The 20,953-nt window shown below is 54.8% G+C and carries 16 protein-coding genes, 1 tRNA gene and 1 other RNA gene; 2 read left to right on the plus strand and 16 right to left on the minus strand.

What is annotated here, in order from left to right; all coding sequences use genetic code 11:
• Positions 1 to 8: 8 nt before the first annotated feature.
• The 15 genes from bcsB to EE896_RS18600 form a co-directional block, all read right to left on the minus strand.
• Positions 9 to 2,915 carry a cellulose biosynthesis cyclic di-GMP-binding regulatory protein BcsB gene (gene bcsB, locus EE896_RS18530; protein WP_140916062.1) on the minus strand — a complete coding sequence of 969 codons (2,907 nt, stop codon included), beginning with the start codon at positions 2,913 to 2,915 and terminating at the stop codon, positions 9 to 11.
• Positions 2,912 to 5,023, minus strand: coding sequence for a UDP-forming cellulose synthase catalytic subunit (gene bcsA / locus EE896_RS18535; RefSeq protein WP_052250627.1), 2,112 nt, complete (start codon positions 5,021 to 5,023; stop codon positions 2,912 to 2,914). Before bcsA ends, bcsB begins: the two co-directional genes overlap by 4 nt.
• A gap of 48 nt (positions 5,024 to 5,071) precedes the next feature.
• The gene (gene bcsQ / locus EE896_RS18540) at positions 5,072 to 5,875 is read right to left on the minus strand and encodes a cellulose biosynthesis protein BcsQ (protein WP_039658636.1); all 804 of its coding nucleotides are present in this window, start codon (positions 5,873 to 5,875) and stop codon (positions 5,072 to 5,074) included.
• Positions 5,866 to 6,453 carry a cellulose biosynthesis protein BcsO gene (gene bcsO, locus EE896_RS18545; protein ID WP_039658637.1) on the minus strand — a complete coding sequence of 196 codons (588 nt, stop codon included), beginning with the start codon at positions 6,451 to 6,453 and terminating at the stop codon, positions 5,866 to 5,868. Before bcsO ends, bcsQ begins: the two co-directional genes overlap by 10 nt.
• 181 nt (positions 6,454 to 6,634) lie before the next feature.
• A complete protein-coding gene (locus EE896_RS18550; RefSeq protein ID WP_140916061.1) occupies positions 6,635 to 7,012 on the minus strand; it encodes a hypothetical protein in 378 nt (125 codons plus the stop codon).
• Entirely contained in the window at positions 6,972 to 7,994 is a 1,023-nt protein-coding gene (gene dppF, locus EE896_RS18555; RefSeq protein ID WP_140916060.1) for a dipeptide ABC transporter ATP-binding subunit DppF, read from the minus strand. The genes EE896_RS18550 and dppF overlap by 41 nt, the downstream gene beginning before the upstream one ends.
• Positions 7,984 to 8,970 carry a dipeptide ABC transporter ATP-binding protein gene (gene dppD / locus EE896_RS18560; protein ID WP_003851998.1) on the minus strand — a complete coding sequence of 329 codons (987 nt, stop codon included), beginning with the start codon at positions 8,968 to 8,970 and terminating at the stop codon, positions 7,984 to 7,986. The genes dppF and dppD overlap by 11 nt, the downstream gene beginning before the upstream one ends.
• A 12-nt stretch (positions 8,971 to 8,982) precedes the next feature.
• Positions 8,983 to 9,885 (minus strand): dipeptide ABC transporter permease DppC, encoded by a 903-nt coding sequence (gene dppC, locus EE896_RS18565; RefSeq protein ID WP_003851999.1) that lies wholly within the window; start codon positions 9,883 to 9,885, stop codon positions 8,983 to 8,985.
• A gap of 9 nt (positions 9,886 to 9,894) precedes the next feature.
• Positions 9,895 to 10,914: a dipeptide ABC transporter permease DppB gene (dppB, locus tag EE896_RS18570; RefSeq protein WP_003852000.1), complete on the minus strand. Its 1,020-nt coding sequence runs from the start codon at positions 10,912 to 10,914 to the stop codon at positions 9,895 to 9,897.
• 171 nt (positions 10,915 to 11,085) lie between these two features.
• Positions 11,086 to 12,696 carry a dipeptide ABC transporter periplasmic-binding protein DppA gene (dppA, locus tag EE896_RS18575; protein WP_003852001.1) on the minus strand — a complete coding sequence of 537 codons (1,611 nt, stop codon included), beginning with the start codon at positions 12,694 to 12,696 and terminating at the stop codon, positions 11,086 to 11,088.
• A gap of 1,483 nt (positions 12,697 to 14,179) precedes the next feature.
• A non-coding RNA gene (locus EE896_RS18580) (RtT sRNA) lies at positions 14,180 to 14,309 on the minus strand.
• Between the two features lie 35 nt (positions 14,310 to 14,344).
• Positions 14,345 to 14,421: transfer RNA gene (locus EE896_RS18585), tRNA-Pro, on the minus strand.
• 125 nt (positions 14,422 to 14,546) lie between these two features.
• Positions 14,547 to 16,238, minus strand: a complete 1,692-nt coding sequence (gene eptB / locus EE896_RS18590; protein WP_008926413.1) for a kdo(2)-lipid A phosphoethanolamine 7''-transferase — start codon at positions 16,236 to 16,238, stop codon at positions 14,547 to 14,549.
• Between the two features lie 318 nt (positions 16,239 to 16,556).
• Positions 16,557 to 16,985, minus strand: a complete 429-nt coding sequence (locus EE896_RS18595) for an organic hydroperoxide resistance protein (RefSeq protein ID WP_003848051.1) — start codon at positions 16,983 to 16,985, stop codon at positions 16,557 to 16,559.
• A 95-nt stretch (positions 16,986 to 17,080) separates the two neighbouring features.
• Complete coding sequence (locus tag EE896_RS18600; protein ID WP_003848049.1) at positions 17,081 to 17,545, minus strand: MarR family winged helix-turn-helix transcriptional regulator; 465 nt, start codon at positions 17,543 to 17,545, stop codon at positions 17,081 to 17,083.
• 62 nt (positions 17,546 to 17,607) lie between these two features.
• On the opposite strand from EE896_RS18600, the gene EE896_RS18605 reads away from it, so the two are divergent.
• Positions 17,608 to 18,204: an HD domain-containing protein gene (locus EE896_RS18605; RefSeq protein ID WP_008926412.1), complete on the plus strand. Its 597-nt coding sequence runs from the start codon at positions 17,608 to 17,610 to the stop codon at positions 18,202 to 18,204.
• A gap of 38 nt (positions 18,205 to 18,242) precedes the next feature.
• Here EE896_RS18605 and EE896_RS18610 read toward each other — a convergent pair whose 3' ends face one another.
• Positions 18,243 to 18,539, minus strand: coding sequence for an HTH-type transcriptional regulator (locus tag EE896_RS18610; RefSeq protein WP_003848045.1), 297 nt, complete (start codon positions 18,537 to 18,539; stop codon positions 18,243 to 18,245).
• A 736-nt stretch (positions 18,540 to 19,275) separates the two neighbouring features.
• Here EE896_RS18610 and EE896_RS18615 point away from each other — a divergent pair.
• Positions 19,276 to 20,874 carry a gamma-glutamyltransferase family protein gene (locus tag EE896_RS18615; protein WP_003848043.1) on the plus strand — a complete coding sequence of 533 codons (1,599 nt, stop codon included), beginning with the start codon at positions 19,276 to 19,278 and terminating at the stop codon, positions 20,872 to 20,874.
• Positions 20,875 to 20,953 lie beyond the last annotated feature (79 nt).

Genomic DNA, 20,953 nt, shown 5'->3' on the forward strand with positions numbered 1-20,953 from the left:
TATTATCCTTACTTCCTGCCGGAATCACGATCTTGCTTTGGGTTCAGACGCCGCCACGCATGACGCTTCAGCATCACCCAGGCCGCACTGCCCACCAGCGCAGAGAGCAGCATCGCCGTCAGCGCCAGCAGCACCGAATGCTGGTTGGCATACCACACCACCATCATGTACCAGGGCATTTCGCCGCTGGGGAATTGCGCCCCGACGCGGAAACTGCGAATACCGTTTTCATCGGTAATAATCGCGGTATCGCCCCGAATTCCGGCGTTAATCTGCGCCGAACTCAAATCGTTATGCAGTCGCAGCAGCTGATCGTCGCTGGTTGCCACCGTCATCACCACCAGCCGATCGCGATTCCACGGCGATCGGTAGCTGAGGAAGCCTCGCCACGCCTCGTTGGAGGAGAAATAACGGTCGGCATCCAGCTGCTGGAGACTCCAGTCGCCCGTCAGCCAGCCGCGTAATTTTTCCAGCGTATCGGGCTCTTTCACACCAAAAGTGCTGCTCGTGGCGTCATACGGTGATGCTGCCAGCATCGCCTGATTAAAGGCGCTGTTGCCGGTCGTACTGACCGCCAGCAGATCGCTCTGTTGTAAGCGCGCCATGTTGGTGCCGCCGTTGGGCAGACCAAACAGCACCTGATTCTGCGTCAGTGCCACCCCCGTAGCGTTACCGGCACGCGCCGCCAGATCCAGCAACGTCGATAGCTCGGCATTGCTGGGCGTTTCCGGCAGCAGGAGCGTGCTCTGGCCGAAATCGGCCAGACGCGAGAACGGGAACGAGGCACCCACAAAGTAAGAGAGGTTTGGCAGCATGCTGAAGTGACGGGTATGGCTCAGATCGATCCATGAGTCCTCTTCAATCCGGCTCTTAATGTTGTTGTTCAGGAGTACACCGCAGGGCGCATCGGCTCGCGGTTTAATATTGAAGTAGAGTGCAAGCTGGTTGTCGCCATAAATCAGATAGGGTTCGAGATTCAGCTGATACTGCTCCTGACGCGCGTCACCGCCTAAACGATGCCAGACGTTTTCCAGCAGCCCGACTTTATTCACCGTCAGGTTGCGCAGGAACGTACCGTTAAGCATGACGTTGAGAAACGAGTTGTCCTCATCAATCCAGCTTTCCGACGGGAAGCGATAGTGCAGGTTGACCGGCACCGTTTTTCCATCCCACAGGAACAGGTCAGGTGCAGCGCGGAAGTTAACGCGTAGCGCATCATGCCAGATGCCACTGCTGGTCAGACTCTGATCCTTACGCAGCAGTTCGCTCAGACGTACCGGTCGGTCGGTGTTAATCCAGCGTGGTGCATCGTAAGGTTTGCGGTTGCCAATGGTCTGTACAGGAACCTGCAGCTGGCTCTCATCGGTCGCGAATGGCTGCGTCGTCAGCCGGTTCGCTGCCTGACGCAACTGCTCTTCATTGTTGCCACTCACCAGCAGCAATTTGTAAACCGGGTTGTTGGGATTATCCACCACCTGCAACATCGGGCCATTACTGGCCGGGAACGTCAGGGTACCGATCCGATCGCCAGGATGACCAAACAGGATACCGTTGTTTTCCGGCTGTTCGCCGCGTACTACCGGGAAGCGGATGCCACGATAATCACTCTGAATACCGAGCCAGGAAGCGACCAGTGCCGCCGCGCTGACCGCATCGGGTGAGAGGTTACTGGCAAAGCCCATCGTGATAGTGGACGCCGTCATCCGCTGAGGATCCAGGAAGGGACGCGGAAAATTGCGCAGACTGGTACCGATATTAAGCTGCTGCCCCTCAAGGTGCAGCGAGGTCTTCGGCAGAATGGTGACCTGGTACTGCTGCGCGCTCTCTTTCTCACACAGCAATTTGTCCGCATCGTTAATTTTAAAACTCAGGTTGTTGCTCGACACCACCATCGCCGCGGGAACATCCAGCTCATAGTCACTGACGTCGCTGTCAGTGGCTCCCAGCGGCAGTGTGCCGAGTGGCTGACCATTCAGCATCAACTGCAGCGACGTATTGCGTGCGGCCAGGGCGGCAGAGACGCGCAGCGTCAGATTCAGTCGTGCATTGGTAATGACTTCATCGCTGGGCAGGGTAAAGGTGATGCCCGACTGTAACTGGCCGCCGGTCAACGTAATGCCACGTGACTGGCCCATCTGAGCCACTGAGATCGTGCTGCTGATGGGCTGATTGATGGCTGCGGTAATCGGCAGCTGCGGTTCTGCAACCGGCATCGTCGCCTGGCCTGGCGCGTAGGGCAGCGCACTGGCAGCCGCTTCCAGCGCCGGATCGGCGTTGCTCAGTCCCTGTGGCAGTGGCACCGCGGACAGCGCGCTGCTGTCCTGGGTCACGGCACCGGTGCTCGTCACGGGTGCGGCGACCGGCGCAGAAGCCTCAGCGGTCGCTGACGCCTGAGATGCTGATGTTGTATCACCAGCGGGTGCATAGGATGGGGTCGTGGCTGCTGGTGTCGCATCCGGTGCGGCACTCTGTGGCGCAGAAGCCGAAGCCGATTCTGTAGCCTGGGTAGCCGGGGCCGCTGATGGCACTGACTGCGTGGCAGACTCGCCACCGCTGACCGGGGCCGTCACCTGGGCTGAACCGGCTGTCGGCGTGGCACTATTATTCATCGGTGCCGCAGGCGCGGCATCACTGACCGGCGCCTGATTTGTCGCTGGCGCACTGCCCGCTGCATTAGCTGGCTGCGAAGCAGAAACGGCATCAGGCGGTGTCGGCGCTGAACTGTTTACCGGCGCACTGGCTGCTGCATCGGCTGGCTGCATAGCAGAAACGGCACCATACGGCGTCGGCGCAGGACTGTTTAACGGGGCACTGCTGCTGTTATCAACAACTGCCGGCGTTTCCGCGCCAGCGGGCGTCAGCCATAACGCTGCGGTCAGTGAACTGGCCAGCAAAGTTTGCGTCAGGATCTTCATGCCACGCCATCCTCTTTCGCCGCGGCAGCCACCGGATCGACATTTTTACGTTTATCGTGGCGGCCCTTCCAGGTCAGCCAGAACAGCTCAAATACGGTACGGATAATGGTGCCCAGCGAAATCAGTGGGTTGTCCTGCTTATACTCCGGCTGAATCCAGGCATCCGCACGCGCCAGTACCACACGGACCAGTTCGCGGCGACGCGCCAGCGGCATCGCCTCAAAGCGCAGACGAATGCTCTCCTCATCACCGGAAATCTTACTGACCGGAATGGTGATCGCGCCGGATTTCAGCATCAGATCAATCTCTTCAATCTCATCCGTTTCATGGCGTCCATCTGGCGCGTCGAGTTGCGCACCGCCCATCGAAAGGTTGCTGGTCTGGGTGCGTGAGGAAATGCCGCTGGCGTAGTGAATAATCGCCGGGATTTGCACATCTACGCGGATAGTTTTACGCACCTGTTTGGTTTCGCGCGCCACGGCAATCGCCGCCATCAGAATGATCAGGCTGAAAATTGCCCAGCCGACGTTGAGTGCGATGACATAAGGATCGACGCCAAAGTAGTCATGCATCACGGCACGCACTACACCCGCCACAATTCCGATGCCCAGCAGCAGCGCCACAATCACGTGCGGACGCACGATATGGAAATCGAAGAACCCCTGATCCAGCACGCCGCCTTTATCGGTGACGTTAAACTTCCCATGTTTTGGCGACAGCAGGGTCAGGAGGGTCGGGATCACCAGATGGAAGCACATCACCGTTTCATAAATCTCACCCCAGAAGGTGTAACGGAAACGGCCATTCATGCGGGAGTTAACATAGAGCGACATGACCAGGTGCGGCAGCACGTAGGCGAAGATCAGCGACGCCGAGGAATGAATAATATTCAGGTTAAACAGCAGGTAGGCCAGCGGCGCAGTCAGGAAGGCAACGCGTGGCAGACCAAACTGGAAGTGCAGCATGGCATTAAGGTAGCAAAGACGCTGCTGCCATTTCAGGCCACGACCAAACAGCGGGTTATCAACGCGGAAAATCTGCGTCATGCCGCGCGCCCAGCGGGTACGCTGAATGATATGCAGGCCCAGACGCTCGGTTGCCAGACCGGCAGCCAGCGGAATGGCCAGAAAGGCGGAGCCCCAGCCCAGCCGCTGCATTTTCAGGGCGGTATGCGCATCTTCGGTGACAGTTTCAACAGCAAAGCCGCCAATCTCTTCCAGCGCTGAACGACGGATCACCGCACAGGAGCCACAGAAGAAGGTGGCATTCCAGTTGTCGTTGCCCTGCTGAACCGGGCCATAAAAGAGTGAGCCTTCGTTTGGAATGCTGCGCGCGGCGCGCAGGTTACGCTCAAAGGGATCGGGAGAATAGAAATAGTGTGGTGTCTGCAGCAGCGCCAGCTTCGAATCTTTCAGGAACGGCCCCACCGTTGCCTGCAGAAAGGTACGGGTCGCCACGTGGTCGCAGTCAAAGATGCAAATCAGCTCACCTTTGGTGATCTTCATCGCATGGTTGAGGTTACCCGCTTTAGCATGTTTGTTGTCGTCTCGGGTGATGTACCCTACCCCGACATCTGCCGCAAAACGGGCAAATTCGCTGCGCTTACCATCATCCAGCAGATAAACTTTAAGTTTGTCACGCGGGTAGTCGATACATTGCGCGGCCAGTACAGTGTCGCGCACCACATCCAGACTTTCATTATAGGAAGGCACATAAATATCAACCGTCGGCCACAGACTGGTATCGTCTGGCAAAGGTTCAATCGTGCGTTTTAAGGGCCACGTGGTTTGCAGGAAGCCGAGAATTAAGATCAGCCAGACGTAAAGCTCCGCCAGATATAAGCCAATCCCTAAAATAGCCTCAACTTCGGAATTAAAGTGCAGCGTCTCAGTAGTGCGCCACCAGATATAGCGGCTGGACATCAAGGCAGAGAGAATCACCATCACCACAGTTATTTTGCGGCTCTTGCTGAAACCCAATAAAAACATCATGCCAATGCTGATCAGACCAAAAATATACTGTTTCTGGCTGTCCATTGGCGTAATGATGATCACCGCGGCAACGGGTGCAAGCACCAGCAGCAGCAGGTAAAACCCGATTTTACTCATGATTCACCCTGAGAAGAGCTGTGTTAGATAGTCGCCTGCAGAAGTCGGCTAATAGTGGTTTGTGCGGATGGGAGCCTGAACTTCGCCATTACCCACGGTGATATTCAGAATGCTGCTGACACGCTTCGCGATCAGTTCAATATCAAATGCCGCTGCCGAAGCCGGGCTGAAATCATAAACAGACTGCTGGGAAGCATTGGCTTCACCCACGCTTTCATCACGGTGAACCACGCCCAGTAAGTTATCGCCCAGACGCTGCTGCATAAATGCGGTGACATCGCGATTAATATTCCGGCGGTTGTCGCACTGGTTCAGGATAAAATAGTGACCCTGCTTATTATTGAGCGGTTTACCGGTCATCCGGTTCTCTTCAATCTGCGGTAATAACGACACTGACGCGGTATCCGCTAACATCACCACTAAATGCATATCGGCCAGCGCCGTCATTGCTTTAAGGGCAGGACCGGGACCAGGCGGAAAATCAGCCACAATTACCAGGCCGGGATAATTGAGCACCGTATCCAGACCGCGTTTAATAAAGTGGGGATCTTTCATCAGGTTCTCTTCGAACCGTTCACGTTGGGGCTCGGTGACGTCGCCATAAGGCAGGACAAAAATATTGCCGCCGGTGGTGAGAATTGACTGGCTCCAGTCCGCCTGCTCTTCTGAGCGCGCTACAAATCCACGACCATCATGAAGCGGCACGCCAAAGTGCAGACGCAATGCATTCTGCACATCAAAATCAATCGCCAGAACTTTGCTACCGGAACGTGCCAGACTCCAGGCCAGATTCGCCGCCAGCGTCGTTTTTCCCACGCCTCCCTTCGGCGAGCACACACAAACTAACGGCATAACGCAATCTTCTCCAGTAACGGTTTGAGTAAGGTTTCTTTCGGCAGAGTCACATCGCGCGAGCGGAACAGCGCGCCAAACCGTTCGGGTTCAGAATGGGGGGCGGAGGGCGAGATGACAGGCTGTCGATCCGCCACCGGGGCGCGCAGGACGGGCTCTGCACGAAGGGCAGCAACAGGCTCAGCCACTTGTGGTCGTGGTGGCGGCGGTAGCGGAAAAAGCGACGAAGGACCGCGTTCAGCGGCACTGGTTGCTGTCAGGCTGCTGCCTGACAGGCTATCGAGAATCGACGTGCGGGCAGCCATTGCCGGTTGCACATTCAGGGTCGCAGGTCGTGCAGGAGCGTCAGGCAGAGGAGCAGTGAACTCATCACCGCGCAGCGGCTGAGGTTGAGGCAGGTCGATACGCTGACCGCTGCCCAATGGCGTCTGCTGTTCTTCTTTCGCCAGCTGACGAATCAATGCCCATTTACTGTGTTCCGCCGCTTCCTGCGTCTGGCCAGACATATCTTTAAAGTCGATGTCGAGCGTTTGCGTTTTCTCTTTAAAACGCTGCAAATCATCGTAATTATTCTTCATTGACCGTGGCCTGCAACAAGGGGGGAATTTTCCTGGAATATAACACATCCCTTGAATGTCAGTCAGAAAAACCTGATTACAAAAAGAGCAAATTCAATAAAATAGTTTAATCATAAAGATTAAACCCTGCCGACTAAAAGCCATTCTTAGCGTATAACCCCAGATAATTAATAAATTAAATTTAAGTTAAATTGTCTGGATATTTTTTAAAATTTTGCGGAAATAGCCGCTGTGGCAACGAATGGCCCAGCCAGAAGGACTCATACCAAACAGCGTATTTAACAGCGATAAGGCCATTCAGGTGCAGCAAAAAGCCGCTCGCCACCATGAGGGATTGATGGCATTTATCTTTTTCCGCTGAAAATATCACCAGAAAAAAACAGGTTAAACGTGGTAAAGAAAACAGGAGGGAAATAATCAGAATATGAGTGCGGAACCGCCAGCGGTGCGGCTTGCCACTGAATTGAGATAAAAAAAGGCTCCAGAAAGGAGCCTTCGGCTGGATGCCAGATGATTGCTCAGCTGACGTTTTCTGCCACCCCAACCGGCTGATTCTCATCCTGATCAACCGCGAAGCAGGCAATTTCCTGCCCGCCATAGTTTTTCAACTTTGGCTGCAGCTGTACACAGGTGCTGAAACGCCGATGGCAGCGTGCATTAAAGGCGCAGCCTGGTGGCGGATTCAGCGGGCTTGGCAGCTCGCCGGTCAGCTTAATACGCTCACGACGGTCGTCAGGATTAAGACGCGGTGTCGCTGACAGTAAAGCCTGGGTATAAGGATGGCGCGGATTTGCGAAAATCGCCTCTTTACTGCCCTTTTCTACGCAACGGCCGAGGTACATCACCATTACCTCATCGGCTATGTGTTCTACCACGGATAAATCGTGCGAGATAAAGACGTATGAGAGGCCCATATCCTGCTGCAGATCCATCATCAGGTTCAGCACCTGAGCACGCACCGACACGTCGAGCGCCGAAACTGGCTCATCAGCAATCAGCACGTCCGGATCGAGCATCAGCCCGCGCGCAATCGCGATACGCTGGCGCTGTCCACCGGAGAACATGTGTGGATAGCGGTCATAATGTTCAGTTTTCAGGCCGACTTTCGCCATCATTTCCAGCGTCTTCTCGCGACGTTCCGCTTTGGTAAGCATGGTATTGATCACCAACGGCTCTTCCAGAATCTGGCTCACTTTTTTACGCGGATTGAGTGAGCCATACGGGTTCTGGAACACGATCTGGATTTTCTGACGACGCAGCTTCTGCGCCTGAGGATCGTGTTTCAGCAGATCCTGACCGTGCCAGTAGAGCTGCCCTTCGGTCGGGGTTTCAATCATGGTCAGCAGTCGGCCCAGCGTGGATTTACCACAGCCTGACTCGCCAACCACTGCCAGCGTTTTACCGCGTTCCAGATTAAAAGAGACGCCATCAAGTGCCTTGACCAGACGCTCCTGACCAAACAGTCCCTTCTTCACCGGGTAGTGCTTCTTCAGATCAATCGCCTGTAACAGAAACTGATCTTTCTTAATTTCATGACTCATAAGTGGGTCTCCCGGCATCGTCCAGCGGATAGTGACACTTGGACTGGCGTCCTGGAATGGTGCGCAGTTCAGGTTCTTCCTGACGACAAAGGTCAGTCGCATAAGGGCAGCGTGGATTCAGCAGACAGCCAACCGGGCGATCATATTTACCCGGCACGACGCCCGGCAGCGAGGCCAGACGCGCTTTATCCGCCGCAAACTCTGGCAACGCACGCAGCAGCGCCTGCGTATAGGGATGGCGCGGCGCTTTGAAAATATCGGTCGCTTTGCCGCTCTCCACCACCTGACCGGCATACATCACGATAATGTGGTGAGCCGCTTCTGCCACTAACGCCAGATCGTGCGTAATCAGAATCAGCGCCATGTTCTCCTGCCGCTGTAACTCCAGCAGCAGTTCGATGATCTGTGCCTGGATAGTCACGTCGAGCGCTGTGGTCGGCTCATCGGCGATGAGCAGCTTTGGCCGGCAGGCGATCGCCATCGCAATCATCACACGCTGGCTCATGCCGCCCGACAGCTGGTGCGGATAGACATCGAGACGTGACGCAGGATCGGGAATACCGACCTGATTCAGCAGGTCGATTGCCCGCTGACGCCGCGTGCGTTTATTGCCGCCCTGATGCACCTTGATCGCTTCCATAATCTGGAAACCCACGGTGTAGCAGGGATTCAGGCTGGTCATCGGGTCCTGAAAAATCATCGCCACTTCTGCACCCACTAGCTGGCGGCGCTCGCGTTCGGAGATGTGTTGCAGGTCGCGCTGGTTGAACTCCAGCTTCTCAGCCATCACTTTGCCGGGGAAATCGATCAGCCCCATGATCGCCAGCGAACTGACTGATTTACCGGAGCCAGACTCGCCCACGATACCCACAACCTGGCCCTGCTCTACCTGATAACTGATGCGGTCAACCGCACGGAACGGTGCTTTATCGTCGCCGAAATGCACCGATAGTTTGTCTACATTTAATAACGCCATCTCGGTGCCTCTTTACTGCTTGAGTTTCGGGTCGAGGGCATCACGCAAACCATCGCCCATCAGGTTAAATGCCAGTACGGTAAGCAGAATGACCAATCCAGGGAAGGTCACTACCCACCAGGCACTTTGCGCATACTGCAGAACGTCGGAGAGCATGGTGCCCCACTCCGGCGTTGGCGGTTGCGCACCCATACCGAGAAAGCCCAACGCCGCCATATCGAGAATGGCGTTGGAGAAACCTAATGACGCCTGCACGATAAGCGGTGCAAGGCAGTTAGGCAGAATATTCACGAACATCTGGCGCAGCATACCCGCACCGGCCACGCCGGAAGCGGTGACATAGTCGCGGTTCACTTCGACCAGCACCGCCGCGCGGGTCAGACGGATATAGTGCGGCAGTGCCACAAAGGTCAGCGCGATGGAGGCGTTGACGATTGAGGGGCCAAAGATGGCGACCAGCACCAGCGCCAGCAGCAGACTTGGCAGCGCCAGCATGATATCGACTACACGCATGATGATGGCATCGACCACGCCGCCGAGATAACCGGCCAGCAGGCCAAATATCACGCCGAAAATCAGTGACAGCACCACGACCAGACAGCCCACCAGCAGTGACAGGCGCGCACCGTACATCAGACGCGACAGCACATCGCGGCCCACGTCGTCGGTGCCCAGGATGTAGCTCCAGTTACCGCCTTCCTGCCAGACCGGCGGATGCAGCAGCGCATCGCGGAACTGCTCAGCAGGTGCATGCGGGGCCAGTACATCGGCAAAGATAGCGCAAAGCAATACAATGATGATGTAGACCAGGCCCACAACGGCGCCTTTGTTACGTTTAAAGTAGTGCCAGAATTCCTGGAACGGGGTCATCGGCGTGGGTGCAACGGTAACGCTGCCGGGATCAACAACAGACATGATGCCCCCTTATTTCTTGTGACGTATGCGCGGGTTAACCACGCCATACAGCAGATCAACCAGCAGGTTGACCACGATGATCAGTACTGCGGTCAGCAGCACGCCGCCCTGCACCACCGGATAGTCACGGCGCTGCAACGCTTCAATCAGCCAGCGACCCAGACCCGGCCATGAAAAGATGGTTTCGGTAAGAATCGCCCCGGCCAGCAGCGTGCCGACCTGCAGACCAATTACCGTGACCACCGGCAGCATGGCGTTTCGCAGCGCATGCACCACGATCACACGCATCCGCGTCAGGCCTTTAGCGCGCGCCGTACGGATGTAATCTTCACCCAGTACTTCAAGCATCGCCGACCGCGTCATACGCACTATCACCGCCAGCGGAATGGTGCCGAGCACGATGGCTGGCAGAATCATGTGCATGACCGCATCGTGGAAGTCGCCCGGCTCACCCCAGAAGAAGGTGTCGATGAGCATAAAGCCGGTTAATGGCATGCTGTCATCCAGGAAGACGGTATCGCCGACTCGACCGGAAACGGGTGTCAGGTTGAACTGAACCGAAACCAGCATGATCAACATGATGCCCCACCAGAAGATCGGCATGGAGTAGCCGGTCAGTGAGATTCCCACAGCGGTGTGATCGAAAATCGAACCGCGCTTCACCGCCGCCAGAACCCCTACCGGGATGCCAATGGCCACGGCAAATATCATGGCGCAGATACCGAGTTCCAGCGTCGCTTTGAAGCGCGGAACAAACTCATCCCAGACCGGGATGCGGCTTTTAAGTGAAATGCCCAGGTCGCCATGTAATACGCCGTTAATGTAGTGCAGGTACTGTTTCCACAGCGGCTGATCCAGCCCTAACAGGGCCATTAACTGTGCATGACGTTCAGGTGAAATACCGCGCTCGCCCGCCATGATCAGCACCGGATCGCCGGGGATCATGTGAACAAACGCGAAGGTGAGTAATGTAATGCCGATAAACGTTGGGATAACAAGGCCCAGACGTCGGAGTATGAACTGCAGCATAATCCGGGTTCTCTCTTGTCCGCGCGACCGTCGCCGCGAGGGTTGTTATTGCTTACATCTGACGATCGGGTAGGCCCGACCGCGACGCAGACTGGCTGCGCCTCTACCGTTTCCAGTAAAACAGGGAGATAAAACCGGGGCGACGCGCAGCCGCCCCGGAAAAGGCGACAATTATTCTTTAATGTCTACCTGAGCAAAGTAGTGTCCGCCCAGCGGATCGACTTTGTACCCGGAGACTTTCTTGCTGACCGGTTCGTATACCGTTGAGTGCGCGATCATCAGCGCCGGTACCTGGTCATGCATCACAACCTGAGCCTGTTTGTAGTACTCGATGCGCTTCGCCTGATCGGCAGTCGCACGAGCGGGCTGGATCTGGTCCTCGAAGGACTTATCACACCAGCGCGAGTAGTTAGAGCCATCTTTAGCCGCTGAACAGCTGAACAGGGTAGCCAGGAAGTTATCCGGATCCCCATTGTCACCGGTCCAGCCCATCATGACGGTCTGGTGCTCGCCCGCTTTGGCGCGCTTCAGATATTCGCCCCACTCGTAGGTGACGATTTTGGCTTTGACGCCAATCTTCGCCCAGTCACTCTGAATCATTTCAGCCATGCGGCGTGCGTTCGGGTTGTAAGGACGCTGAACCGGCATTGCCCACAGGTCGATTGAGAAACCGTCTGCCATGCCCGCTTCTTTCAGCAGCGCTTTGGCTTTCTCAGGATCGTATGCGTAGTCTTTCACCGCGTCGTTATAGCCCCACATTGTTGGTGGGATCAGGTTTTTAGCAGGCTGACCTGCACCCTGATAAACGGCGTCGATAATCGCCTTTTTGTTGACCGCCATGGTCAGTGCCTGACGTACTTTCAGGTTATCCAGCGGTTTTTTCTCAACGTTGTATGACAGATAGCCGACGTTCAGGCCCGCCTGCTCATACAGGTTGATGTTCTTGTCCTGCTTCATACGCGCAATGTCAGCCGGATTTGGATAAGGCATGACCTGGCATTCGCCCTTCTGCAGTTTGGCGTAACGCACTGAAGCATCCGGGGTAATGGAGAAGACTAAGCGATCGATTTTTGGCTTGGTGCCCCAGTAATTCGGGTTAGCTTTGTAAAGGATGCGCGAATCTTTCTGGTACTGCAGCAGCTGGAACGGACCGGTACCGACCGGGTTCAGGTCGACGTTTTGCGGGGTACCCGCTTTCAGCATGTTGTCTGCGTACTCTTTCGACAGAATCGAGGCGAAATCCATGCCGAGGTCGGCGAGGAACGGCGATTCAGGACGGGTCAGCACGAAGCGAACGGTGTTGTCGTCCACTTTCTCAATTTTGCTGATCAGCTTAGGCATATCCATGCCTTCGAAATATTCGTAGCTGCCGCCGGAGACGCCGTGATAGGCGTTGTTTTTATCCAGCTGACGCTCAAAGGTGAACACCACATCATCCGCGTTGAAGTCACGCGTCGGTTTGAAATCTTTAGTGGTCTGCCACTTCACGCCTTTGCGCAGGTGGAAGGTGTAAGTTTTACCGTCTTCGCTGACATCCCACTTCTCTGCCAGTGCAGCGTGCAGTTCGGTGGTGCCGATGGTGAACTCAACCAGTCGGTTGTAGATCTGACGTGAGCTGGCATCGTAGGTGGTGCCCGAAGTGAACAACTGCGGGTTAAAGCCTTCCGGAGAACCTTCAGAACAGTAAACGAGGGTTTTTGCCTGAACACCGGCGGCGACAGTCATAGCAATCAGGCTCAGACCGACCTTCAGCATCCCGGATTTAGCCAGGGAGTTGATCATGCGTTTGCTCCATTGTGATGTGATGTTGTGTGTATTGCCTGACCTCTGATTTTTTTATGCGGTTCAGGCGTACCACCGAATAGGTGGTTAACGCGCGCTACGATTTTTTGTTTTTTCAGATGCAGGTTATGCATTCAGAAAATTCCGTAACTGCGCATTTATTGACGCATCAATTTGTCAACAGTTGCAAAGAACGTCAATACAACGGTTACTTATTTACACAGAGTGTGAGGAATCGCATGCAACGGTAATAAAAACCGTTTCTGTCCAAATGCCATACAATGCACAGCAGAGCTGACCTGAATTCCGTGTATTGTGCTGGAAGCCTGCTCTATCGCTAGTGATTCTCACCGCTAAAAAACTTAAAACTTTTACCGGCAAATGTTGAATAACTGAACGATTCACCGTGCGTTATGACGTTCATCCAGCGGAATATGCTGGTAAAGAAGCATAAGAAATCAGCATGTTGCCGCTTTCGGTCATAAGAAGAATGTGTCGCGAATTATGATCGCATCGCTTATGGGGTAAGGCCTGCCAGCGGGAAAGAAGGGATAATTATTGTCAGTAAGTGGAACGCGCGGAAGATGGGGTTTACTGGAACTTTTTGGAAGGTAACAAAAATGATTTGGATTTCTCAGGCGTTCTGAAGCGCCCATGTAAGTACCTGATGCGTTTGCCAGACGTGAAGCGAAGGGAGCATACGCCTGTAGCAAAGCATCGCGGGCCAGGGACAAAAACGCCGGGAGCGTTTTTGAGCAACGCAATGCGTTGGCCCGGCCACGGGCGCACCTCAGGGATGAGGTGCGTAATCGGCCGCGCTGAGCATGCCAGGGATGGCGTCTTTTGCGTCTTTGCGGAAGGCGTATGCTCCCTGAAGCCTGCTCAGCTGATAAGAGTGTGAATGCTTAGCGGTCAGATTGAGATCTGGCTTTGGACCTGTCAGTCGTCTGAAGCGCCCATGTAAGTACCCGATGCGTTTGCCAGACGTGAAGCGAAGGGAGCATACACCTGTAGCAAAGCATCGCGGGCCAGGGACAAAAACGCCGGGAGCGTTTTTGAGCAACGCAATGCGTTGGCCCGGCCACGGGCGCACCTCAGGGATGAGGTGCGTAATCGGCCGCGCTGAGCATGCCAGGGATGGCGTCTTTTGCGTCTTTGCGGAAGGCGTATGCTCCCTGAAGCCCGCTCAGCTGATAAGAGTGTGAATGCTTAGCGGTCAGATTGAGATCTGCCTCAGGAACACGGGCAGATCGGAAAGTCGCTTAAACCATCCATGGACGCTCGGCCCACGCCGTCCATGGCGTGGGACGCTTTCCTCCTCTGCCCGTGTTCCCTCCGCCTTGAATTTATGCGCTGCTGTCAGATTCACTCGGGTTTAGATCTTTCAGCCGTCTGAACCCCGCACAGCGCTAATTCTTTGCCTGCAAATCACTTTTCTACAGACGAAAAAAAACCTGTCTTTTCAGACAGGTTTTCTTAAATATGGTCGGCGAGAGAGGATTACTCTGCTCTTCGAGCAGCGCCCTTCGGGCCGTTGCTGAAGCAACGTTGTCTCGCTACGCTCGGCTCAAACCTCCTTCGGAGGTTCTCATCCTCATTTATTACAGACGAAAAAAAACCTGTCTTTTCAGACAGGTTTTCTTAAATATGGTCGGCGAGAGAGGATTCGAACCTCCGACCCACTGGTCCCAAACCAGTTGCGCTACCAAGCTGCGCTACTCGCCGATGGGGGCGCATGTTACTGCTACCCCCGATCAGCGTCAACCGCTTTTTATGCTTTTGCCGCCAATCGCCTGGAAAGCACGCGGTTACCCGTAATTAACCACCTGCCCTGCCCTTTTCGCTCACTATTACAGCGCTTTAGCCTGACCTTTTGCCGGTGCCTGACACCAGTTGTTGGCGGGGTTAATACCGCCATCTGGCGAGGTATAACCCAGACAGCCCAGAATGGTGTCGAACAACTCAACATGGCGATGAGTGCGGCCTACGCGCTGCTGCGCCTGCAAACGCTCAAAATTGCTGCGGTTCTGGCTGTCTTCCAGATACTTATCGGAGGCCCAGACCATCATCGGTACGCGGAACTGCTCAGGTGGCGCCATCTCGCGCGGCGTGCCGTGCAAATGCATATTCTCGCTAATCGACTCACCGTGATCAGAGGCATAGAAAACGATCGCCTTCTTATCACGCAGCTGATCCAGCACGCTATCCAGCATACTATCGACATACAGCACCGAGTTGTCATAAGCGTTAATCAACTGCGCTTTGCTGCAGGTCTCATCCACGCCCATACATTCCGGCTGATATTTCGCGAAACTGCGCGGATAACGCTGTGAATAGAGGTAGTGCGACCCTTTAGTGTGCAACACGATCAGATGCTTACCTTTCGGGAAACGATCCAGTGACGCTTTCATCTCCGGCACCAGCAGCATGTCATCCACCGCTTTGCCCTGATTACGCTTCTCTGAACCAATCTGCTCACGGAAAGCAAAGTTGTTGGCATTGATGTTGTCGTAGAACCAGACTTCGCTCTGCATCGCAAACAACTCAGACGTGAAGCCCAGCTCTTTCATCACCGCAAACACGTTCTGCTCTTTCAGCGTACGACCTGGGTTATCCATGGTGCCGCCTTCGCGTACGAACATGCAGCGCAATGACAGCTTGGTCGCGGTATCACAGGATTCGCCCCGGAACGCCACAAGATTCTTCTCTTTCGACAACTTTGGCGTGGTGTCACGCTCGTAGCCCAGCATCCCCATGTGATCCCAGCGGGTGGTCTCACCAATCACAAACACCACATAGGTGTCGTCCAGGCCGGCAGGCGCGACGTAGGTAAACTTCTTCGCCGGATCCAGCAATTCCTCGCTATTCAGCGTCTCATCCACGCGGGTCCAGGCAAAGAGTCCTACAGCTGCAAGCCAGTTTGAAGGAAGATAAGAGTGTGCCACGACACCGCCGTAGCTCGGTAGATCGACGTTGGTAATCTCTTCGTTTTGCTTCTGCAGTTTGTCCAGAAAGCGAATCGGCAACCAGACCAGCGCCACGCAAAGCAGCATGATCACGGAGGGTTTAAGACGCTGTCCCGGCGTGCGCAGCTGCTCATTCAACGTCATGCTCAGCTTATTACGCCAGATCATCAGCAGCGGCAGCGCGCTGACCAGCACCATCCACAGAATGAAATGGTAGCCAACCACCTCTTTAGAAAGATCGGTATCAGTGGTCATCACCGAAGCCACAATGCCGTAGCCAATTACGACGTTAAAAAATGCCATGTAATAAGCAGCGGCAACGGAAATCAGCACTATCAGCGTGGCCAGCACGCGATAAAACCACTTTCCACCCAGCGACAGCAGCCGCATCAGGAAGAAAGTCAGCAGCACAATGGCCACCACTTCAGTGACGGCAGTCAGCCAGTTCGTTATCGTAGAGTGCGAAAGAAAACCATCAAAACGACGATAGAAAATTGGTAAATTCAGTAAGATACCGAGGTAGAGCGCCAGCAGTAACGATAACTTCTGCTGAGTCAGGGTTTTAATATAATTCATGAAAAAAGGTGTTTCTCCGGTGTGAAGCGCTTAACCAAATCTTTTATGTGACTGCCGAAACGCGGCAGAGTTCGCTGAATAAGCGGACCGGACAAGATGAAGGAAAATTCTGAACGGATTTATAGGCTATAACGCGAGGTGGCTCAGTAAAGCATGAGGGCGTTTCATAGACCAGATAATAATCGCTGTCGACCTGATTAGCACATTTTTTGAACACAGCGCGGAGGATTAACCGGACATGCTGACGCAGTGAGACGGAAGTGTGGGATTGAATAACAGGCAAAAGTGCGGGCCTGATAATTCAGGCCCGGAGCATGCTTAGCGAATGATGTTCAGCGTCACGTCGATGTTGTTGCGAGTGGCGTTTGAGTAAGGACACACGATGTGTGCCGCATCCACCAGCTTCTGCGCTTCTGCTTCATCCATTCCCGGCAGGTGAATATTCAGCGTCGCTTCGATGCCAAAGCCGTTGGGGATCGGGCCGATACCTACTTCACCTTCAATCCACGCATCTTTTGGCATCGCGATTTTGTCGCGACCCGCAACAAACTTCATCGCACCGATGAAGCAGGCAGAATAGCCCGCCGCAAACAGCTGCTCAGGGTTGGTCACTTCGCCGCCTGCACCGCCCATCTCTTTTGGCACGCCCAGTTTAACGTCCAGTACACCGTCAGAAGAGGTTGCACGACCATCACGACCACCGGTAGCTTTGGCTTTGGCGCGGTAAACCACTTGTTCTAAAGACATGACATTTCTCCGTTACACTATTTAATCGCCTGCTACTTATTTAACCGTAATCAGGCGGTGAGGTTCAACGGGTGCAATGCACCCGTCGGCAATATTTATCGTGACTGAATCAGGTTATCACGCAATCCATCAAGCTGTAATTTCAGCGCCAGCAGGGCATCATCGTCACAGGCAGTGGCACATTTAACCGCTTCAGGAATGGCTTCAGCCTTAACGCGCAGCGCACGGCCAGCCTCGGTCAGTGTTACTGCAACCTGCCGTTCATCCTGACGGGTACGCTGCCGGTTAATCAGACCCGCGCTTTCCAGTCGCTTCAGCAGTGGCGTTAATGTTGCCGAGTCTAAAAAAAGCTGCTCGCCAATCTCTGACACCGTAACATCATCTTTCTGCCACAACACCAGCATCACCAGATATTGTGGATAGGTAATGTCGAGCTGGCTCAGCAACTGGCGATACACTTTATTCATTGCCAGATTGGCAGAATAAAGCGCAAAGCAGAGTTGCTGATCGACCAACAGTGGCATCGTTTTCACTTTTTTGTCATCTTGATCACAGTTCATGGTGTTCAATATATATAGCGCGCTAGATAATTGCAAGCAAACTTTTAGTCAGGGGTAAAAGCATGCTGGATTCACTGGAAGAACAGGCGCGTCGATTCGCCACCGAGGCACATGCCAGTGCCGGTCAGCGCCGCAAATATACGGATGAGCCTTATATTGTTCATCCGGCCGCGGTGGTGGAACTGGTGCGCAGCGTCAGCCATGACGAGGCATTGTTAGCGGCAGCCTGGCTGCACGATACCGTAGAAGATACCTCCACGACCCAGAGCGATATCGAAGCCCACTTTGGCGCGCGCGTGGCCAGCCTGGTGGAGATGCTGACCGATAGCGCACCGGCTACGGCGAAAAATCGGGCGGCCCGGAAGCTTGCGCACTTTCGCCATACGGCCAGCGCCAGTCCTGAGGCCCAGACTATCAAGCTGGCGGACATCATCGACAATACCCGCGCGATTGTACGTTTTGATCCTGACTTTGCGCGGGTCTACCTGGTGGAAAAGCAGATACAGATTGCGTTGCTGAAGCAGGGCGATGCACAGTTGTGGCAGCAGGCTTCGACGATCATAGAAAGCGGGCTTGCCCGGTTGCGGGAGCCGCCCTACAGCGTGCCGGAGAGCTGGTTTGTCAAACAGGCCGCTAAATACAGCATAAAACACGCATAAAAAAACCCGCCAGCGGCGGGTGTTTTCATGATGCCTGATTATTCAAGCAACTGGCGTCCCAGATAGGGATTGGCCTGTAATAACTTCATCAGTTTCTGCGCCGTCGCGGATGGACGGGTACGCCGGGCTTCCCAGCTTTTCACGGAAGATACGCTCACGCCCATCACTTTAGCAAACTCATCAACCTGCATGCCGGTCATTTCGCGCAGACGCTGTGGCTCTGGCTGGGCGGGTTGCTGACGCTGAATAAGTAACTCGGCGGCGCGATCATCACGTGTCAAAACAATCTGCTCAAGGCTGCTGAGCAATTCAAACATCGGGTCTTTTAATTCCATAGAGAACTCCTTAAAAACTCACTATGAAGCACGTGAAAGTAGAGAGGTACGAGCCTGAAGTCAGGACTCTGAAACCGGGCCTGTTCAGGCTGGATCCCGCAAGGGTTTGTTTTTGTTATGAGAAAAACCATTACGGGACACAGCCTGCGGTGCACTGCTTATAAAGGTGTCAGAACAATGCAACAAATGCCGGGAGACTAAGTATGGATAGAGACCTGACTATTTGCCGCGCAATTTATAATTATTTTTTTAACTAACGTGTGCCGAAAACGCTCCAGCGCTTCTAACCTACTGAGGCGGTTGATTTTTGCGCCTGCACAGCGGGCAAAAAAATCAAATGGTGTTTGCTATTTATGTGGATGCCATCAAGCTTTTGGCGGGCACATTCTCATTTCTGTGAGGCATTACACCTCTTCAGGTAGTGATTGCAAAATATACGCCAATGGTTTACTTCATGAACACTTATATTCACAGTTCTGATTAATTTAAGAATAGTCCTGGTTTGCCGCTGAGCCCTGGCGCGCGGCGGCTCACAGCGACGTGCGGAGAAATATTTTATTCTGAACGCCGCCATATCGTCAGCGAAATCAACAGTCACTCTAACGAAACGGCAGATGCCTCATGCCGGTGCAGTCAGCCGTCCTTAATCGCGCTGATGCGCGCTAAAAGTGCAGCCTTGTGATTGCGCACTCATGACGGGTAAAAAGAGACCTGCCACCTGAAAGGATGAAGAGCGATGCGAGAAACAGATTTTGACGTCGGATACCCTTCTCATCGCGTACCGATGATGGGACGCAATGCCGTGGCGACCTCACAACCGCTGGCGGCGCAGGCGGGCTTACGGATGCTGCAGCAGGGCGGAAATGCTGTAGATGCCGCTGTCGCTACCGCCATCGCCTTAACTGTGCTGGAGCCAACCGGAAACGGCATCGGCAGCGATGCGTTTGCCATTGTCTGGGACGGCAGCGAGCTGCATGGATTAAACGCCTCAGGCCGTTCGCCCGCCGCGTGGCATCCTGAGCGCTTCGCCGGTTTGAGTGCAATGCCAGAAACCGGCTGGGAGTCCGTTACCGTCCCGGGTGCCGTCTCGGCGTGGGTCACGCTGGCGCAGCGCTTCGGGACCCTACCGCTGACCACACTGGCGCAACCCGCAATTGACTATGCGCGCAACGGTTTTCCGGTATCACCGCTGATTGGTCAGCTGTGGCAGCGAGGCTATGACAAGCTACGGGATCAGCCTGGCTTCATCGACTGCTTTGCGCCGCAGGGCCGTCCACCCCGTGCGGGCGAGTTATTCCGCAATCCGGCTCAGGCCCGGACCCTGCAGACGATCGCTGAGACACAGGGTGAAAGTTTTTATCGCGGTGCACTGGCGCAGAAGATGACAGCCTTTGCCCGTGAACATGGCGCGGCGCTGACGCTGGACGATTTGAAAAACCATCGCGCCGACTGGGTTACCCTGCTGTCACATCCGTTTGCCGGGGGATCGGTGCAGGAGTTGCCGCCTAACGGTCAGGGCATTGCGACATTGATTGCGCTCGGCATTCTGGAAGCGTGGGAGATCAACCGTTATGCGCCTGATTCGCCGCAGTGGCTGCATCTCTCCATTGAGGCGATGAAACTGGCACTGGTTGATCTGGAGCGTTATGTCACCGATGAAGATCATCTCGAGTTCCCGGCAGCGTTACTGCTGAGTAAAGAGTATATCCGCCAGCGGGCAGCGTTGATTGATCCTGACAAAGCGGGAGATTTCCGCTTTGGATCACCGCAGCAGAGCGGCACGGTGTATGTTGCGACGGCTGATGCCAGCGGTATGATGGTCTCATTCATTCAGTCTAACTACATGGGCTTTGGCTCCGGCGTGGTGGTGCCCGACACCGGCATCAGCCTGCAGAACCGTGGGGCGGGCTTTTCACTCGATCCAGACCATCCTAACGTGGTGGCAGGCGGTAAGCGCCCTTTTCACACCATCATCCCGGCCTTTGCGCTGGATGAGCAGGGTCAGCCGCTGATGGCGTTTGGTGTGATGGGTGGCCCGATGCAGGCGCAGGGTCATGTCCAGCTGGCGCTGCGAATTATGCTGCACCGCCAGAATCCGCAGGCTGCGATTGATGCGCCGCGCTGGCGGGTGGTACAGGGACGCGAGGTGGTGTTTGAATCGACACTCGATCGCAATACCCTGAGCACGCTGCGCCGCATGGGGCACAATGTGGTACTGGAAGATCCCCTGAGCAATTACAACTTTGGTGGCGCGCAGGCGATAGTGCGCGATCCGCAGGGTTTCTATATTGCAGCCAGCGAGAGTCGCAAAGATGGTCAGGCGGTGGTGTTTTAAGGCTGCAGCCGTGATCGCAATACCGCTAAACTGACGTTCAGGTTAACGCATGATGGCAGGAAACGTATCGCGCTCTGAC

It is taken from the genome of Pantoea eucalypti (assembly GCF_009646115.1).
GTDB classification, from domain to species: domain Bacteria; phylum Pseudomonadota; class Gammaproteobacteria; order Enterobacterales; family Enterobacteriaceae; genus Pantoea; species Pantoea eucalypti.

What these genes read in the sequence shown, in the direction of transcription:
- EE896_RS18550 (WP_140916061.1), bottom strand. Translation starts at nt 7,012, where the DNA reads ATGAGAATCAGCCGGTTGGGGTGGCAGAAAACGTCAGCTGAGCAATCA.
- dppB (WP_003852000.1), bottom strand. Translation starts at nt 10,914, where the DNA reads ATGCTGCAGTTCATACTCCGACGTCTGGGCCTTGTTATCCCAACGTTT.
- bcsO (WP_039658637.1), bottom strand. Translation starts at nt 6,453, where the DNA reads ATGAAGAATAATTACGATGATTTGCAGCGTTTTAAAGAGAAAACGCAA.
- EE896_RS18595 (WP_003848051.1), bottom strand. Translation starts at nt 16,985, where the DNA reads ATGTCTTTAGAACAAGTGGTTTACCGCGCCAAAGCCAAAGCTACCGGT.
- EE896_RS18600 (WP_003848049.1), bottom strand. Translation starts at nt 17,545, where the DNA reads ATGAACTGTGATCAAGATGACAAAAAAGTGAAAACGATGCCACTGTTG.
- EE896_RS18605 (WP_008926412.1), top strand. Translation starts at nt 17,608, where the DNA reads ATGCTGGATTCACTGGAAGAACAGGCGCGTCGATTCGCCACCGAGGCA.
- EE896_RS18610 (WP_003848045.1), bottom strand. Translation starts at nt 18,539, where the DNA reads ATGGAATTAAAAGACCCGATGTTTGAATTGCTCAGCAGCCTTGAGCAG.
- dppC (WP_003851999.1), bottom strand. Translation starts at nt 9,885, where the DNA reads ATGTCTGTTGTTGATCCCGGCAGCGTTACCGTTGCACCCACGCCGATG.
- bcsB (WP_140916062.1), bottom strand. Translation starts at nt 2,915, where the DNA reads ATGAAGATCCTGACGCAAACTTTGCTGGCCAGTTCACTGACCGCAGCG.
- bcsQ (WP_039658636.1), bottom strand. Translation starts at nt 5,875, where the DNA reads ATGCCGTTAGTTTGTGTGTGCTCGCCGAAGGGAGGCGTGGGAAAAACG.
- dppA (WP_003852001.1), bottom strand. Translation starts at nt 12,696, where the DNA reads ATGATCAACTCCCTGGCTAAATCCGGGATGCTGAAGGTCGGTCTGAGC.
- eptB (WP_008926413.1), bottom strand. Translation starts at nt 16,238, where the DNA reads ATGAATTATATTAAAACCCTGACTCAGCAGAAGTTATCGTTACTGCTG.
- bcsA (WP_052250627.1), bottom strand. Translation starts at nt 5,023, where the DNA reads ATGAGTAAAATCGGGTTTTACCTGCTGCTGCTGGTGCTTGCACCCGTT.
- EE896_RS18615 (WP_003848043.1), top strand. Translation starts at nt 19,276, where the DNA reads ATGCGAGAAACAGATTTTGACGTCGGATACCCTTCTCATCGCGTACCG.
- dppD (WP_003851998.1), bottom strand. Translation starts at nt 8,970, where the DNA reads ATGGCGTTATTAAATGTAGACAAACTATCGGTGCATTTCGGCGACGAT.
- dppF (WP_140916060.1), bottom strand. Translation starts at nt 7,994, where the DNA reads ATGAGTCATGAAATTAAGAAAGATCAGTTTCTGTTACAGGCGATTGAT.